The 14,023-nt window shown below is 39.0% G+C and carries 13 protein-coding genes; 9 read left to right on the plus strand and 4 right to left on the minus strand.

Features of this window, described 5'->3' with window-relative positions:
- From FEE95_RS06380 to FEE95_RS06390, 3 genes are all read left to right on the plus strand, one after another.
- A complete protein-coding gene (locus FEE95_RS06380; protein ID WP_138657046.1) occupies nucleotides 1–882 on the plus strand; it encodes a hypothetical protein in 882 nt (293 codons plus the stop codon).
- The gene (locus FEE95_RS06385) at nucleotides 879–2,792 is read left to right on the plus strand and encodes a transglycosylase domain-containing protein (RefSeq protein ID WP_138657047.1); all 1,914 of its coding nucleotides are present in this window, start codon (nucleotides 879–881) and stop codon (nucleotides 2,790–2,792) included. The genes FEE95_RS06380 and FEE95_RS06385 overlap by 4 nt, the downstream gene beginning before the upstream one ends.
- A gap of 209 nt (nucleotides 2,793–3,001) precedes the next feature.
- A complete protein-coding gene (locus tag FEE95_RS06390) occupies nucleotides 3,002–3,412 on the plus strand; it encodes a hypothetical protein (protein ID WP_138657048.1) in 411 nt (136 codons plus the stop codon).
- Here FEE95_RS06390 and FEE95_RS06395 read toward each other — a convergent pair.
- Entirely contained in the window at nucleotides 3,389–4,108 is a 720-nt protein-coding gene (locus FEE95_RS06395; RefSeq protein WP_138657049.1) for an RNA polymerase sigma factor, read from the minus strand. The two genes, FEE95_RS06390 and FEE95_RS06395, sit on opposite strands and share 24 nt — an antisense overlap.
- Nucleotides 4,109–4,275: 167 nt before the next feature.
- Nucleotides 4,276–5,160, minus strand: a complete 885-nt coding sequence (locus FEE95_RS06400; protein ID WP_138657050.1) for a dienelactone hydrolase family protein — start codon at nucleotides 5,158–5,160, stop codon at nucleotides 4,276–4,278.
- Between the two features lie 60 nt (nucleotides 5,161–5,220).
- Here FEE95_RS06400 and FEE95_RS06405 point away from each other — a divergent pair, with 60 nt between their 5' ends.
- A complete protein-coding gene (locus tag FEE95_RS06405) occupies nucleotides 5,221–6,522 on the plus strand; it encodes a prolyl oligopeptidase family serine peptidase (RefSeq protein ID WP_138657051.1) in 1,302 nt (433 codons plus the stop codon).
- A 165-nt stretch (nucleotides 6,523–6,687) separates the two neighbouring features.
- Here the strand turns inward: FEE95_RS06405 and FEE95_RS06410 are convergent, their stop codons facing one another.
- Complete coding sequence (locus tag FEE95_RS06410) at nucleotides 6,688–7,785, minus strand: alkaline phosphatase family protein (RefSeq protein WP_138657052.1); 1,098 nt, start codon at nucleotides 7,783–7,785, stop codon at nucleotides 6,688–6,690.
- A 67-nt stretch (nucleotides 7,786–7,852) separates the two neighbouring features.
- Between FEE95_RS06410 and FEE95_RS06415 the strand changes: the two genes are divergently transcribed.
- The 5 genes from FEE95_RS06415 to FEE95_RS06435 all read left to right on the plus strand — a co-directional run bounded on the left by FEE95_RS06415 (nucleotide 7,853) and on the right by FEE95_RS06435 (nucleotide 11,255).
- Nucleotides 7,853–8,866, plus strand: a complete 1,014-nt coding sequence (locus FEE95_RS06415; protein ID WP_138657053.1) for a Kelch repeat-containing protein — start codon at nucleotides 7,853–7,855, stop codon at nucleotides 8,864–8,866.
- Between the two features lie 22 nt (nucleotides 8,867–8,888).
- On the plus strand, nucleotides 8,889–9,299 hold the full coding sequence (locus FEE95_RS06420; RefSeq protein WP_138657054.1) for a VOC family protein: 411 nt from the start codon (nucleotides 8,889–8,891) through the stop codon (nucleotides 9,297–9,299).
- A gap of 148 nt (nucleotides 9,300–9,447) precedes the next feature.
- The gene (locus FEE95_RS06425; protein ID WP_138657055.1) at nucleotides 9,448–10,071 is read left to right on the plus strand and encodes a DinB family protein; all 624 of its coding nucleotides are present in this window, start codon (nucleotides 9,448–9,450) and stop codon (nucleotides 10,069–10,071) included.
- Between the two features lie 9 nt (nucleotides 10,072–10,080).
- Nucleotides 10,081–10,617 (plus strand): hypothetical protein, encoded by a 537-nt coding sequence (locus FEE95_RS06430; protein ID WP_138657056.1) that lies wholly within the window; start codon nucleotides 10,081–10,083, stop codon nucleotides 10,615–10,617.
- A 32-nt stretch (nucleotides 10,618–10,649) separates the two neighbouring features.
- Nucleotides 10,650–11,255 carry a hypothetical protein gene (locus FEE95_RS06435; protein ID WP_138657057.1) on the plus strand — a complete coding sequence of 202 codons (606 nt, stop codon included), beginning with the start codon at nucleotides 10,650–10,652 and terminating at the stop codon, nucleotides 11,253–11,255.
- Nucleotides 11,256–11,274: 19 nt separating this feature from the next.
- On the opposite strand, the gene FEE95_RS06440 is transcribed toward FEE95_RS06435, so the two are convergent.
- Nucleotides 11,275–13,842: a zinc-dependent metalloprotease gene (locus tag FEE95_RS06440; RefSeq protein ID WP_238474507.1), complete on the minus strand. Its 2,568-nt coding sequence runs from the start codon at nucleotides 13,840–13,842 to the stop codon at nucleotides 11,275–11,277.
- Nucleotides 13,843–14,023: the final 181 nt, after the last annotated feature.

Here is a 14,023-nt window from a genome sequence, read left to right on the forward strand (position 1 = left end):
ATGCCCGCAGTAGTCGTATATATTTTGCTAATCGTATTAGCACTGGTAGCCTGTGTTTTATTTTATATTCCACGAAAGAACTGGTTCAACGTTCAGGTGGCAAAGGAAGAAGGCTGGGGGACTTTGAAAGTCCTGCTTATCGGAATGGCCACCAGTCTACTGTGTTTTGTGTTTAGCAAATTGCTTTTTTCGGCATTGTGTCTAAGCATTTCTTCCAGCATTATCGAATACAATATCTTGATGAACAATGTCTATTGGTTTGGTTCTGAATTGCTTTCCCCCTTGGCCAATATCAAATATCCGATTTCCTATTTCGGACTTCATGCGATTTCCTATTTCTCGGGTTTATATGCTGTCCTTTTTTGCCTTAGCAAACTAAATATTACATCAAGTTATAACCTCTCCCACGACCGATTGAAATTGCAATTTATGTGCTTAGGCTTATTTATGTTTTTTGAAACGCTTTTGTATGTATCCTACCCCTTTCAAACCTTTGATAGTGGTTGGCGTATCTTCCATAATTTCTTTGCTGTGTTTATCGCGAGGCTTCATTTTACGGCCTGTCTCTTTATTGCAGCTTGGTTGCATTTTCATTATCCTTGGGTAAAAATGGCCTTGGAATCAAAAGTATTATCGATTCGTTTTTATTGGCTTACCGGAGTATTCGAATCGACGAAGAACATGCTTGTCTTTTTCGTGGCGCTAGGAACCTTGTTTTTGCTGCCCGCTTATATACGAATGTACGCTCCATCCAAATTAGGACTCTTCATCTCCTTGGTTTTTAACGGTGGCCTTCTCGTTGTTTTTTGGAGATGGGTGAGTCCTGCAATCTATCACCTCATCAAATTTATTTCTGACTTTGAAAAACGAAAAGTAGCATGAACGATTGGACGAAAGCAATAGCAGTTGTTGGAGGTGTTTTTTTAGCACTTATACTTTTTCATGTGGTTTGGCCGTCGAAAATGAAGATGGAACCCCATGCCAATTTTATTTCTTCCGTAAGGGATGAAGACCATAAATTATTGGCTGTTTTTGGGGAGAAGACCGTACTTAATAATCATTTAAAAGCGGAAGAGTTAGAAGAGCTCAACAAGAATGGAGAGTTGAATAAGTTTCCGATTGTACCGATACTTTCTTATGAGGAACTTCCGGAGAACTACATTTACTTTTTGACCAAAGTGGAGAGCAAGAATTTTTTTGGCTTCGGAAAGGACAACGTCTATGGAATGTCCTTTTCAGGGATTGCCCGATTGTTTAAGGGAAAGGCGGATGGCGGTTCGAATATTCCCCAGCAGTTGTTGAAAAATGCGATTCATAAAAAGGAAGGCATAGGCACCATCTACCTCTCCCGGAAGTATGGCGAGCAGCTTGCAGCTTTTCAAATGGTGAAATCTGCAAGTCCCGAGGAAATACTAATGGCCTATACCAACTACTCAGGTAACTTTTGGTACGAACGTGACTTCTCCGGACTCATTCTAGCATCCTACGCCATTTTCAATCTAGCCCCACATGAGTTGAATGATTTGGAAATGCTGCTCACAGTAAAAACCTTAAAAGGGGCCGGTGATTTAAAAGCACTTTGCAATGACCGCTTTGCAAATCAAAAGGATATCAAGGAGAACATTTTGGGCTATTTCAATCTCATTGTGGAAGATGAAGTAGATAAAATGAAATTAAAAAACATGCAGGCCATGGAGTTGCGTTTCGCCAAACGAAATAGTCTTAGAAAAACAACAGCCTTTACGAACTTTTTAAGAGCGAACCGCGGAAAATCAAAAGAACGTTTTGCTACGCAATATGTGTCTTCGATTACCAACGAGAATCAGGAGAAATTACAAAGTGCTGTTGACTTATTTACAAAATACAATCGTTCTCGTCTGTCCGTAAATGGCTTTGATTTAGAAACCTCCCTAATCGCTATCGATATAGAAACAGGGCGAATAGAAGCTACACTGGGCAATCGAAAAAACAGTGGTGCCATGGCCAATTTTGTCGATTATGGCGAAGGCTTTCAGGTGGGTTCAGTACTAAAACCGCTGGTTTTCTTAGAGCTTTTTGAGAACTATGATTTTGATGAAAACACAAGTCTGTTTAATGGGGATTTAAAGGAATACAAGTACAATCCTGGCAATACGGGAAAAAAGCTATTGAACAAAGAAGTACTGGTAGGTGATGTGCTGAAATATAGCTTGAATAAAGGGGCTGTGAATTATCGTGTACATGCGGACCCCTTAAAAGTGGCTCGAAAAGTAGAGGATAAATTGGCAAAGCTCAATGTGTCTTCGAATCCGTCATACAGTTTGGGAGAGTCCTATATTTTGGGTACCAAAACGATGACACCTTGGGAAGTAGCCCAAGCTTATCAAATGCTCTTTAATTATGGCGAGGCGATTCCTCTAACTCCCTGGAAATACATTATAGACCCCCATTTACAAGATACAATTTTCGATGGTAGCTCAAGAAAACGTAGAACGCTCTATGCTACGAAAAGTGCCAACAGCATTCAAAGCTTGTTGCCCCTCGCTTTCGAGGCTGGTGGCACTTGTCATCGATTACTTCCCTTTTTGCCAAAAAAACGCCAATACTACGGCAAAACAGGCACCACCGGAAAAGCCAAAGATGGCTGGACGGTGCTTAGCGACGGTCAAAAAATAATAGTGGTTTGGGTAGGCTATGTGAAAAATGATGGTGGGGTTCTAACTCGAAAAGGTGCTCCCGCTATTCCCTCAAAATCAGGTGCAGGTTCCGCAGGAATTCTCGCTGCCATGGTCTACTCCAAATTGTATAAGTAGTAATTATTGGTTAATTTTAGAGTATTGACCAACTTTTAATAGTATACCATAAAGAAAAACTACCTGCTTAACAGCTGCGACTATTAGTGTCGCATCTGAATTTCTTTTCATTCTTTAGCCGCCAAACCTTGAATGTAATGATAGACCTGTTTCAAAAGAATTGGCTATTTGAAACTTTTGCACGTAGATTCTAATGGTATTTGTAGCACATGAATGATTTAAGTAAAAAAGAAGTACAAATCGGCGAAATAAAGGCTAGGAATAAAGAAGTTTCGGCTTCAAGCGATGTGTTTCAAAAGAAACTCGAAAACCTTCTTATATTATACTACCAAGGCTACCTAAAGGGTGAGACCGAAATCGAACCTGAAATACGAACTACATTTCTCCATTTGGTCAAACAAGACGAAGAATTTGCGTTTAAAGTACGTATGTTGCAACTCGATTATCTGAAATTGGAGAATAGCGAATTAGAAGGGGAGTGGAATGAAGCTACGGAAGAACTCTTTCCTAAGACCGCCATCCTTGAGAAACCTGTTGATGTGCATCGAGAAAAGACATTAACGGATTACAAAGAGACCATTTTTGAATTACTTAAATCAACGAGCGAGCTTCGTTCGTAGGCCTAGAAAATACTTCTCTATTAGTCTCGGGTCTATTTTTTTGTTAATCGGCAATCGATGGAATTCAATAAACGCGGGCAGCAATATTTCCGCGATAATTAAAGCTAGTTTTTTTCCCTGTCTGCAAGCCCATTTTCTCTGGGCTTCAAAAACACTTTTGTCAACACCCCTTAATATATCAGGGAATTTTCGCCCTTCAATAAATCGTTTGCGCAATACTTCTCTTTTGGCAGCCGCAAAGCCTGAGAGCTCTATCCATTCTTTGATATGACGGCTCATTTCGGTCAATACCATGTTTTTGTGTTCTCCCCAAATGGAATCGAACACACCTATTTCGGCTTCCACATCCAATTCTGAGGAATCTTCTGTAAAATAGGTTTCACTGCGGAGGACTTTGATATAATCTAAACACAGGTTCTTGATTACTGGAAAGTAATAAGTGGTGATTTTGGCAGTACATTTTTCAGGCACCAATTTTCCCGAACGGTAGCGTTTCAATTCCTTTATAAAAAGATCTGAGAAAATACTTTTTGCATGTCCGTCAAGGTCATCTTTTAAACCCAAGCGAAGTAACCAATGTTTGATTATTGGTGCTACGGCGGTATAAAATTTTTGGTGTTTTGTACAATTACCTGGGTCGTTCAGATAATCGTAGACGGTGTTCCACGAAGTGTTATATAGTGTTTTGTGCCCCATGATTAGATTTTGGTCTAATGGTTTAAAAAAATGCGCTCGTATGCAGTTTTTAAAGTAGAGGTGCTATATAACTATAGGAATTTATAGGGCTATGTTATTATAACGGAACTTTTTAGGACTTATTTTAACAGAATCTTACAAATTGACTAAAAATTAATGGATTACAACTAACCCAGATTTTCAGTGAAAAAATCTAGGGTTCGAGTCCAGGCCAATTCTGCCGCTTCCCTGTCATATCTTGGGGTTGTATCATTATGAAATCCATGATTGGCATTTTCATATATGTGGGCCGTATATTCTTTCCCGTGCTCCTTTAAAGCAGCTTCGTAAGCAGGCCAACCTGCATTGACACGCTTGTCCAATTCTCCAAAGTGTAGCAAAAGTGGCGCATTTATTTTATCGATATCTTCTTTGGGTTGTCCTCCATAAAAAGGCACCGCAGCTCCTAAATCAGGAACTTTTACCGCCATCATATTTGAAATCCACCCTCCAAAACAAAAACCTACGACCCCAACTTTCCCAGAACATTCGGGATGATTTTTTAAATGTTCAAAAGCTGCGATAAAATCTTCCAACATTTCATTTCGGTCACGTTGACGTTGCAGGGTACGGCCCTCGTCATCCGTTCCAGGATAACCTCCTAACGGGGTTAAAGCATCTGGAGCCAAGGATATGAATCCTGCTAAGCCAGCACGTCGCCCAACATCTTCAATATGTGGATTCAAGCCACGGTTTTCATGAACGACGACTATCCCAGGAAGTTTCCCTTTGGCGTCAACGGGTCTTGAAAGAAGCCCTTTAATTGTACCTCCGCCTTTTTGGGAATCGTATTCAATAAATTCCGATTTCAATCTGGAATCATCCTGTTGAATTTGAATCTTTTTTACGTAATCTGGAGAAATAAAACCTAGCAATGAAGAAACCGTAAGCCCGCCAACAGCATAGGTAGATAATTTATCTAAAAACAGTCTTCTACTCACCCTATCGTGCGCATAATCGTCATAGAGGTCAAATACCTCCTGTTTGATGTCTTCTTTTTTTAGCTTTTTCATTGTAGTGTTATTTTTAAATGCAATATGTATCTTAACTGCTTGATAATAAAGATACAAATTATGAAAACTACTTTCCTAAGATTGCTTGTATTGCTATTTGTGGTTGCTCCAATTAGTTTAACAGCTGAAGCTGTAATAAAGGAAAATCCAATTGTGGGAGATTATACGCTAATAGTTACAGGATATGACTGGGGTCCTGGGGTAAACAAAGTTGTTTTATCGATGGAGGAGGAATTAACGGAAGTAAAAACAGCTAATTTTTCCGTAGCAGTTGAACGAAGCTCAGAAGGTGTAGAAATGAGACCCGAGGAAGCAAGTGGCGATAGAAAGGTAGTTTATGCATTCGTTTCAGACGAAAAAGGAAATAGAATTCCCAAAGGAAAACATGTTACTCTGGTGTTATTTGTTAGTCCGGATGATGCTTTGACCTCACCTATCAAGTATATTTTCAAAGACGGCCGGGGAAGTAACCAATGGATTAATTATAAAATGACCATTACCCAAACAACTTCTGAAAAAGTCTGGAATACCGAAACAGGACGTATCATGCCTGATCTTGACAAATTTGATTTAACGGGAACCTTTACTCAAGATGAAATTTCATTGACGTATGCATACTTCGCACCAAAGAACACATCTGGAAAATCCCCATTACTTATTTGGCTACATGGCGGTGGAGAAGGCGGTACAGACCCAAGTATTGCATTGATTGCAAATAAGGCGACCAATTATGCTTCTGATGAGATTCAAGCAATTTTTGGAGGCGCCCATGTACTCGTTCCCCAAAGCCCTACTTTTTGGATGCAGAGCGCTAATGGACAATATACCCGAGGGAAGGAAAATGATATTTACAATGAGGCACTAATGAGCTTGATTAAGAAATATGTAGCTGACAATCCCGGAGTTGATGAAAACAGAATTTATGTTGGGGGCTGTTCAAATGGGGGTTATATGAGTTTAAAGTTATTACTGCTGTATCCCGACTATTTTGCTGCCGCCTACATCAGTGCCCTGGCCTATCATGAGCAGTACCTAACAGATGCACAAATCGAAAGCATCAAAAACATTCCAATGTGGTTCGTTCATTCAAAAGACGACCCTGTTACCAAGCCGGATGAAACAGTTGTGCCTCTGTATCATAGATTAGTAAAAGCAGTTGCTCCAAACATCCATTTTTCGTTTTACGATTATGTCGTTGATTTGAGCGGAGTTTATGGCGGAGAGGATTATCGTTTTAATGGACATTGGTCATGGATCTATTCTCATGCCAATCATGCCGATTTTGATTTTGATGGAAGTCCCGTCAAAGTTGACGGTAATTCTGTATCGTTAATGGAGTGGTTGGCAAAGCAAAGAAAGTAGTGCTTTTTTATACTAAGATTTTAAAAGCAAAAAACCGATGTCTCCACACCGGTTTTAACTAACCAACTCAAACCAAAACCACCTTAGACAAGGTATGTCGCAAAGGTCTGATACCTTTCCTTTTTCTAGGTTAACTAATCTTTAAGTAAAGATTATCTCTCTGCTTTAGTTTTTAAATGCCTTCAGGGATTTTCCACCCATCGCACCTTTCTCCATAGTTAAGTCTAATATTTTGGCAATGGTGGGTGCTATTTGATTACTATATAATTGTTCTTCTTTGGATATTTCTCCCAAAGGTTCTACACCACTTCCGAAAAGTATTAGCCAAACTCCACCAGCATCTTTTACTTTATCGCCATGGCCTGTCCAGGATTTGATGTCTAGTGCTCCTCTTCCATGGTCCGTGGAAATAATAAGCACAGTATTGTCTTTGTAAAAAGAGTCCTTTTGAGTAAAATCCCAAAGCTCTTTGATAAATGCATCGGTGGTATTTGCAGATTTCAGGTAGGCATCATAATGGCCTTCATGGGCAAAATCATCGGTTTCACCATAAGCGATATAAACCAATTCAGGATGATTCTTCTTGATATGTTCCATCGCATATTGATGGGTAAAAGCATCTAACCGAACCGTACTCCATGGACTAGGAACAGTTGGCTGCAACTCATTTAAAAATTGTTCCCGTACTGACAAATCTTCTCCTTCGGCCAATTCAAATCCTGCATTTACCGGAACTCCTGAACGTTCTTCATTTATGATATACGGAAAGACATCCCAGCTAGCGAAAGCGGCCACTTTATCCTTATATCTTGGGTCTTGGTTGGCAAGTTCTAATATTGTAATATTCTTATTATTGATTTTATCGTTGCTGTCGATATTGGTATCATCAGCTTTTCCAGATAAAATCTCATTGTACCCCGGATAACTAAACCACATTTTATTCTTGAGGTCAACTTTGCTGCCCAAATTTCTATTTCCATGAATTTGTCCTATTTGAGCAACTTCTTTCCATAGAAAAGGGAACAAAACTTCCCGTCGTTCTTTAGGGGAATCGCGCCAAAATCGATTTTTTAATTCTGTGGTATCACGCACATATTTTTTATTGGCAATTAATAGCGGGTCGGCTCCTGTGAAAAGTTCTTGCCACCGTAAGCCATCCAAAGTAATCAATACTACTTTCCTATTTGATGATTCTTGAGCTTTGGCTTTAATCCCCATAAATATGGTAATTAGAGTTATTGAAAAAGACAAAACACGTTTCATATAGTCGAATATTATACTAGTTTTGGGAAACTAGCCTAATAAAAATAACACTAAAGAATTTGAAACAATGCTAAATAATATTTTTTATATCAGTTGTTTGTTCCTATTGGTGAATTGTAAGGAAGCACAAAAAGAACCGGAGGTTGAATTAGAAAAAGAAGTTGCTGCTTTGGAATGGCATTCGGTACTTTCAAATGACGAAAGTAAACCTGTCCAAAGACATGAAGCGGCATTCGTTCGTGTTGGCGCAAAGTTTTACCTGTTAGGCGGTCGAAGCATACGACCTGTTAGTATTTATGATACAGAATCAGGCACTTGGACGCAAGGGACGAAGCCCCCAATCGAAATGCACCATTTTCAACCAGTCGTCTACAATAACAAAATTTATTGTATTTCTGCAATGACCGGTGGTTGGCCCAATGAAACCCCAACAACCCATGTATATATTTATGACCCAATTACGGATGCCTGGAGCAAGGGAAATGAAATTCCCGAAGAAAGAAGAAGAGGGTCAACCGGAAATGTTCTTTACAATGGAAAAATTTATGTTGCCTGCGGGATAAAAAACGGACATATTGGCGATCACAAAACGTGGATGGATGTTTACGACCCACAAACTGGAGAATGGCAAGTTTTAGCCGATGCGCCAAGAGCTAGAGACCATTTTCAAGCTGTTTTAGTTGACGGAAAAATTGTTGCTCCAGCAGGAAGAAATACAGGAATAATTCCTGATGAACCGTTTGGGGGTGTAATCGCTGAAGTTGATGTTTACAATATTGCTACAGACACTTGGGAAACCTTACCCAATAACATTCCGACCAAACGAGCTGGTAATGCTGCAATCTATTTTGGCGATGAAGTTCTGGTGGTTGGTGGAGAATCTACTACTCAAGAAAAGGCACATACTGAGGTTGAAGCACTGAATTTGACTACGAATGAATGGAGAACCCTTCCTTCATTAATTGAAGGACGCCATGGTTCAGGACTGCTTGAGTTTGATGGAGCAATTTATATCGCTTCTGGATGTGGAAATCGTGGTGGTAATCCTGAGCTTTTTACGATGGAGAAATATGGGAATTAATCGACTTAGAGACTTGACGTAAGTGAAACAAAGAATTGCACATATTGCCTTAGTTGTAAAAGACTACGATGAAGCGATTCAGTTTTATACTGAGAAATTAGACTTTACGCTTCTTGAAGATACTAGATTAAGTGAAGATAAACGGTGGGTAATCGTTTCCCCTCCTGGAGCTAATGAATGTAGTCTTCTTTTGGCCAAAGCAGCAAACAATAAGCAATTTCAAAGTATTGGAAATCAAACCGGAGGGAGAGTATTTCTTTTTCTTTTTACCGATGATTTTTGGCGAGACTATAATAAAATGATTGATAGAGGGATTAATTTTGTTAGACCTCCCAAAGAAGAATCTTATGGATTGGTGGCAGTTTTTGAAGACTTATATGGGAATATGTGGGATTTATTAGAGCCCAATGAAAGCAACAAAGGAGTAATTTGAAATTGAGAAAGGGCAAAAAAAATCGGTTGTAAGGAGGTGCTAGTCCCGTCTGATTTTTATGGATTAAGAGTAAGTAATTAAATGTATTCTTCTTGGGTAATCTGATATTGGATACTTTTATAAGGTCGGTAATCCCTAAAAAAGTATTATGAATCGAAGATCACTATTGAGTTTAATAGGGCTTAGTCCCTTAGCACTGATTTCCTCTAAAATACCCAATGATAAGTCCATAGTAAATACACTTATTAGAAGATGGGAAAAATCTAAAGGATACACGATGCTGGTGCTTGATGCCATGCCAGAGGACAAGATAGAATACCAACCATCTGTCGAGCAGATGAGTTTTGCTCAGCACTTCATGCATCTTGGCTATACGAATAACATGTTTATTGGAATACTAGTTGATTCGAAAACCTACTCGGAGTATAGCGAACTTAAGGATGCTGAATTCTTCTTGAAACGACCTGACCCGATTAACTTGTTTCAGCCTGATAGCTTAAGCGAAATGGAGGCTAACGTAAAAAAGGAGCTAGTGAAGAACTATCTTAACGATACCTTTGATTTTGTAATTTCAAGCTTAAGTAAGCTCAAGGATACTGTTTTGGCGGAGGGAGAAAACAAACAGAAACCTTGGTTTTTGGAAGGCCATACGAATTTGGACCTTATTTTGCGGGGCGAAAGTCATACCGCACATCATAGAGCTCAGGCAATTTCCTATTTGCGAATGAATGGGATTAGACCTCCAAGTTATTCCAAGAATAATACACTATAAAGGCATGTAATGAAATACATCATTTTACTTTTAACAGCAGTCTGCTCAGTTCTGTTTTTGAGTAATTCGAAAAACACTTTCGCAATTCAGAATGACAGTCAAATAGAATGCTCTGAAATAGGATGCGAAGGAGTATATGTTGGTCCTGAATTTGTTAATGGTTCGGACGTAGCGCATCAATTTTCAAATCATATGTCGGGTAGGGTCGGTGACAAATTGAAAGAACTTTATGGTGCTGGAAAATATTGTAAAGTAGATTTTGCAAATATTACAATGTCAACAAATGGCATGGGTTCGGGGAAAGTGGTTTATAAACTTAATATTTCTTTCAAAATGGTAGCTGAGAAATGTAATGCATTCACTTCCTTTGACCATGTTGGTGGATGGAACCATGAACCCGATTTGAAAAAAAGGAAATCTGAATTGGCAAAGGTACTTATGAAGGGAGAGAAACTTGATATTAGTGAACTAAAAACAACTCCGGAAGGACTTCAAGAGTATTGGATTCAATGGAAAAACAAAATCAAGCAGTCTGACTGCAAATAGTAATCCGAAGACTCTTTTTAAATTTTGAATGGATGATAAGTAAATTCCTAAAAGCAAAACATTGGCAGTTGTTCATATTGATGTTTGGAATACCCTTAATTCTTCAATTTATTACGATGGGCTCCATAATGTTTAGTTTCAGCAACAGTGAGAAGCCAGAAGCTTTAATTATGATTAATGCACTGACTTTATTTCCTGTGATTATGATAATAAACTCCGGACTATTGTTTGGCTGGTTTTGGTCAATTGCTATTGGACTGCAGAAAAAAGTTCCTCAAAGTGTTAGGATGAAAGTCAAAAAATTTCAATATTTCTTTTTCGTGCCCCTTATTTACATTATGTTGATTTCTTTATTAATAGGGTTTGCCACTAGTGGATTGTTTATTGACGGAAACGCTTCAGCATCAATAGGTGGAGGTATTTCTATAGCGCTTGTTGTTATCCTGCACTTTTTTTCAATGTTCTGTATTATCTATTGCCTTTACTTTGTTGCAAAAACGATTAAAACAGTAGAATTACAACGAGAGGTCAATTTTAATGATTTTATAGGGGAGTTTTTTATGCTTTGGTTTTACCCTCTTGGTATTTGGATAATACAACCGAAGATTAACAAAATAGCGGAAACGGAATCAGTTTAGTAATTAATGCAGACCGAAGTTACTCCTTCCCGTCTTCCTTTATCGAAATATCTTTTCGAAACGGAATAAACAAGGGGTCAACATCTTGTGTTTCCCCAACAACAGCTTCAATTTCTCTTTTCAAATAGTTGAGGTGAGCAATAGTAAGACGATCCGTCATAACTGGGATAGTTCTTTTAATATTTCCCTGAAGCGTTAAAAGATTGTCAAGCGCCAGTGAACGTACATCGGTGTTTGACGTATATCCCTTTGAAAGTTCTGCCAAAAGTCCCTCAACAAAACCTTCGGTGACATCAGGTTTGTAAAGTGCAATCATGTTGGCTACATAGGATTTCTGCAACTTCCTTTTATAGGCATTGGTTTGGTAAAACACATTCATATCTCCCCAAACCAATTGATTCAAATCATCAATATAATCCTCAGGCCGATACGGATTCTCATCCTCATAACGTTCCGAAATAAAGGTCATTCTGCTCAGTCTACTTCCACCAAGGAGATTCATCATTACACTTTCCATGGTCTTGGTTACCGATTCTTTTGACCTAGGTGATTGAATGGCATTTAGAATATCATTACGCATCAACCATTTTGGTTCTTGAAAAATATAGTTGTTCAAAAAAACCAAAGCTTGTTTTTGGGTTTGAATGTCAATAGGACGATACACCTCACCTTCTTCCCCCATGGTTTTCGGAGTCACGTAGATTCCTCCAATATTTTTGGTGACGTGGAAAATGTAATCACTGTACTGGTTGACTAAATCTTTGTAGATTTGATCAAGGTTAGAGAAGTCATCACTGTCACTTTCTTTTACCCAATCCTTAATACAAGGTGCGATGCGTTGTAGGTTTAAGATGCCATACATACTTGCCTCCATCGCATTGTCGCCAAGATCTTCTGTCTGTGACCTAGGGTCAAAGTCCCGACCTTCACCACCAAACCAAAGTCTTCGGTTATTGGTTACGCTATCTACAATCATTTGACTCAACAATTCGCGCTCTTCATTCCGATTCAAATCTTCGGAAAATTTGGAATACCCCCATTGAATGGCCCATTTGTCATAGTCACCTATTCGAGGCATAAGATCTTCCACGGGAATATTATCTTCAGGTTGTGCAACATAATTGAAACGTGCATAATCCATAATAGAACTGGTATGGCCATTTTTCTTTAGCCATTCCGCATCCCGAAGTTTATCAACCGGGGTCGCAGAACTTGCACCCATATTGTGGCGTAGCCCTAGGGTATGACCTACTTCATGTGAGCTTACAAAACGGATAAGGTCACCCATAAGTTCGGTGTCGAATTCCATTTGTTGTGCACGTAGGTCGACCGCGCCAGCCTGCACCATATACCAGCTGTGCAATAGGTTCATAAGGTTATGGTACCAACCTATATGGCTTTCTAATATTTCACCACTTCGTGGATCTACAATATTGGGTCCGTAGGCGTTTTTTGAGGGGGAGGCGAAGTAACGCAATACAGAAAAACGTGCATCTTCCAAACTCATAGTCGGGTCATTTTCGGGCCATTCCATTCCCACAATAGCATTTTTGAAGCCTGCCTGTTCAAAGGCTACTTGCCAATCATTTATTCCCTGAATTAAATAAGGCCTCCATTTTTTAGGGGTTGCTGGGTCGATATAGTAGATAATTGGTTTTTTGGGTTCTACCAATTCACCTTGCTTCCATTTGTCAAAATCCTCGGGTTTGGGTTCTAGTCTCCAACGATGGATGTAGGTATTTCTATCTACTTTTTGCTGGTCATCTCCATACTCCAAATACGAACTTGCAAAGTATCCAACACGAGCATCTGCATAGCGTTTTTGCATAGGCTCCTCAGGCAACAATATAAAGGAGTTGTTGATTTCCAAAGTTATCACTCCGGCTAGCACTGCGGCTGGCAAAGCTTTCTTTCGTTTCCCTTTTACAGATTTCGCTTTATAGGTTTTCACCGTTTTGATTTCTGTGTTTATAGGGAAGGAGTTGATTTCTTTTATATAGGACTTGTCCTTTTCAATTCCTAAAAGCTTGTAGGAGTCTTTCTGTGGATTACTTAATGCCAATAGAGGATTTTCACTATTCAAAAATGAAGTAACCTCGATTAAATGAGTTGCTTTCTTTTCATGGGAAGCCTTAATATCAAAAGCCTCTAAAATAGGCGTGATGTTTGAGTTATTGACCGCTTTTGAAATTGCATCATTTTCATCCGCAGCACTTACCAGAGTAGCAATGCGAAGAAATATGTTGCTGGTAGGCCCTTTCTCAAAAACGATGGTATTTTCAGAGATTTTCTCCCCTCCATAGTTGCCTGCTCCTGATGGGGTTTTAATAAAACGAGTTACGACTAAAATTTCACGATTGAATAAACTATCCGGAATTTCGAAATAGTATTTTTCTCCGACCCTATGCACATCAAAAAGGCCTTTTTGAGATATAGCCTCCTTTGTAACAATACGGTCGTACCCTTTGGTTTTACTAACATATTGTTCTCCCGAAACCGCAACAGAATTCTTATTGCCGAAAATTCCCATAGTGCTACAGGAACTATTCAACATCAATAAACCAATAAGTAGGACAAACAGTCTCATAAGTAGCGAACGTGTCAATTTTTGGTTTCGTATGAAGTGGCTGGGTCGGGGTATCTATTTAACATATTTGTTCCTAACAATACGTTAAAAATCACATAGATAGATGACTAAGATACAATTATTCGCAAAATGCAATGACAATTAGATAAAACATCTTTTTAAAGCAGCGCTTGTAGTATTT

The organism is Maribacter algarum (ex Zhang et al. 2020), assembly GCF_005885635.1.
Taxonomy (GTDB): Bacteria; Bacteroidota; Bacteroidia; order Flavobacteriales; family Flavobacteriaceae; genus Maribacter_C; species Maribacter_C algarum.

Bases quoted from the DNA above. Each gene is read 5' to 3' on its own strand.
- FEE95_RS06380 (WP_138657046.1), top strand. From the start codon at position 1: ATGCCCGCAGTAGTCGTATATATTTTGCTAATCGTATTAGCACTGGTA.
- FEE95_RS06385 (WP_138657047.1), top strand. From the start codon at position 879: ATGAACGATTGGACGAAAGCAATAGCAGTTGTTGGAGGTGTTTTTTTA.
- FEE95_RS06390 (WP_138657048.1), top strand. From the start codon at position 3,002: ATGAATGATTTAAGTAAAAAAGAAGTACAAATCGGCGAAATAAAGGCT.
- FEE95_RS06395 (WP_138657049.1), bottom strand. From the start codon at position 4,108: ATGGGGCACAAAACACTATATAACACTTCGTGGAACACCGTCTACGAT.
- FEE95_RS06400 (WP_138657050.1), bottom strand. From the start codon at position 5,160: ATGAAAAAGCTAAAAAAAGAAGACATCAAACAGGAGGTATTTGACCTC.
- FEE95_RS06405 (WP_138657051.1), top strand. From the start codon at position 5,221: ATGAAAACTACTTTCCTAAGATTGCTTGTATTGCTATTTGTGGTTGCT.
- FEE95_RS06410 (WP_138657052.1), bottom strand. From the start codon at position 7,785: ATGAAACGTGTTTTGTCTTTTTCAATAACTCTAATTACCATATTTATG.
- FEE95_RS06415 (WP_138657053.1), top strand. From the start codon at position 7,853: ATGCTAAATAATATTTTTTATATCAGTTGTTTGTTCCTATTGGTGAAT.
- FEE95_RS06425 (WP_138657055.1), top strand. From the start codon at position 9,448: ATGAATCGAAGATCACTATTGAGTTTAATAGGGCTTAGTCCCTTAGCA.
- FEE95_RS06430 (WP_138657056.1), top strand. From the start codon at position 10,081: ATGAAATACATCATTTTACTTTTAACAGCAGTCTGCTCAGTTCTGTTT.
- FEE95_RS06435 (WP_138657057.1), top strand. From the start codon at position 10,650: ATGATAAGTAAATTCCTAAAAGCAAAACATTGGCAGTTGTTCATATTG.
- FEE95_RS06440 (WP_238474507.1), bottom strand. From the start codon at position 13,842: ATGAGACTGTTTGTCCTACTTATTGGTTTATTGATGTTGAATAGTTCC.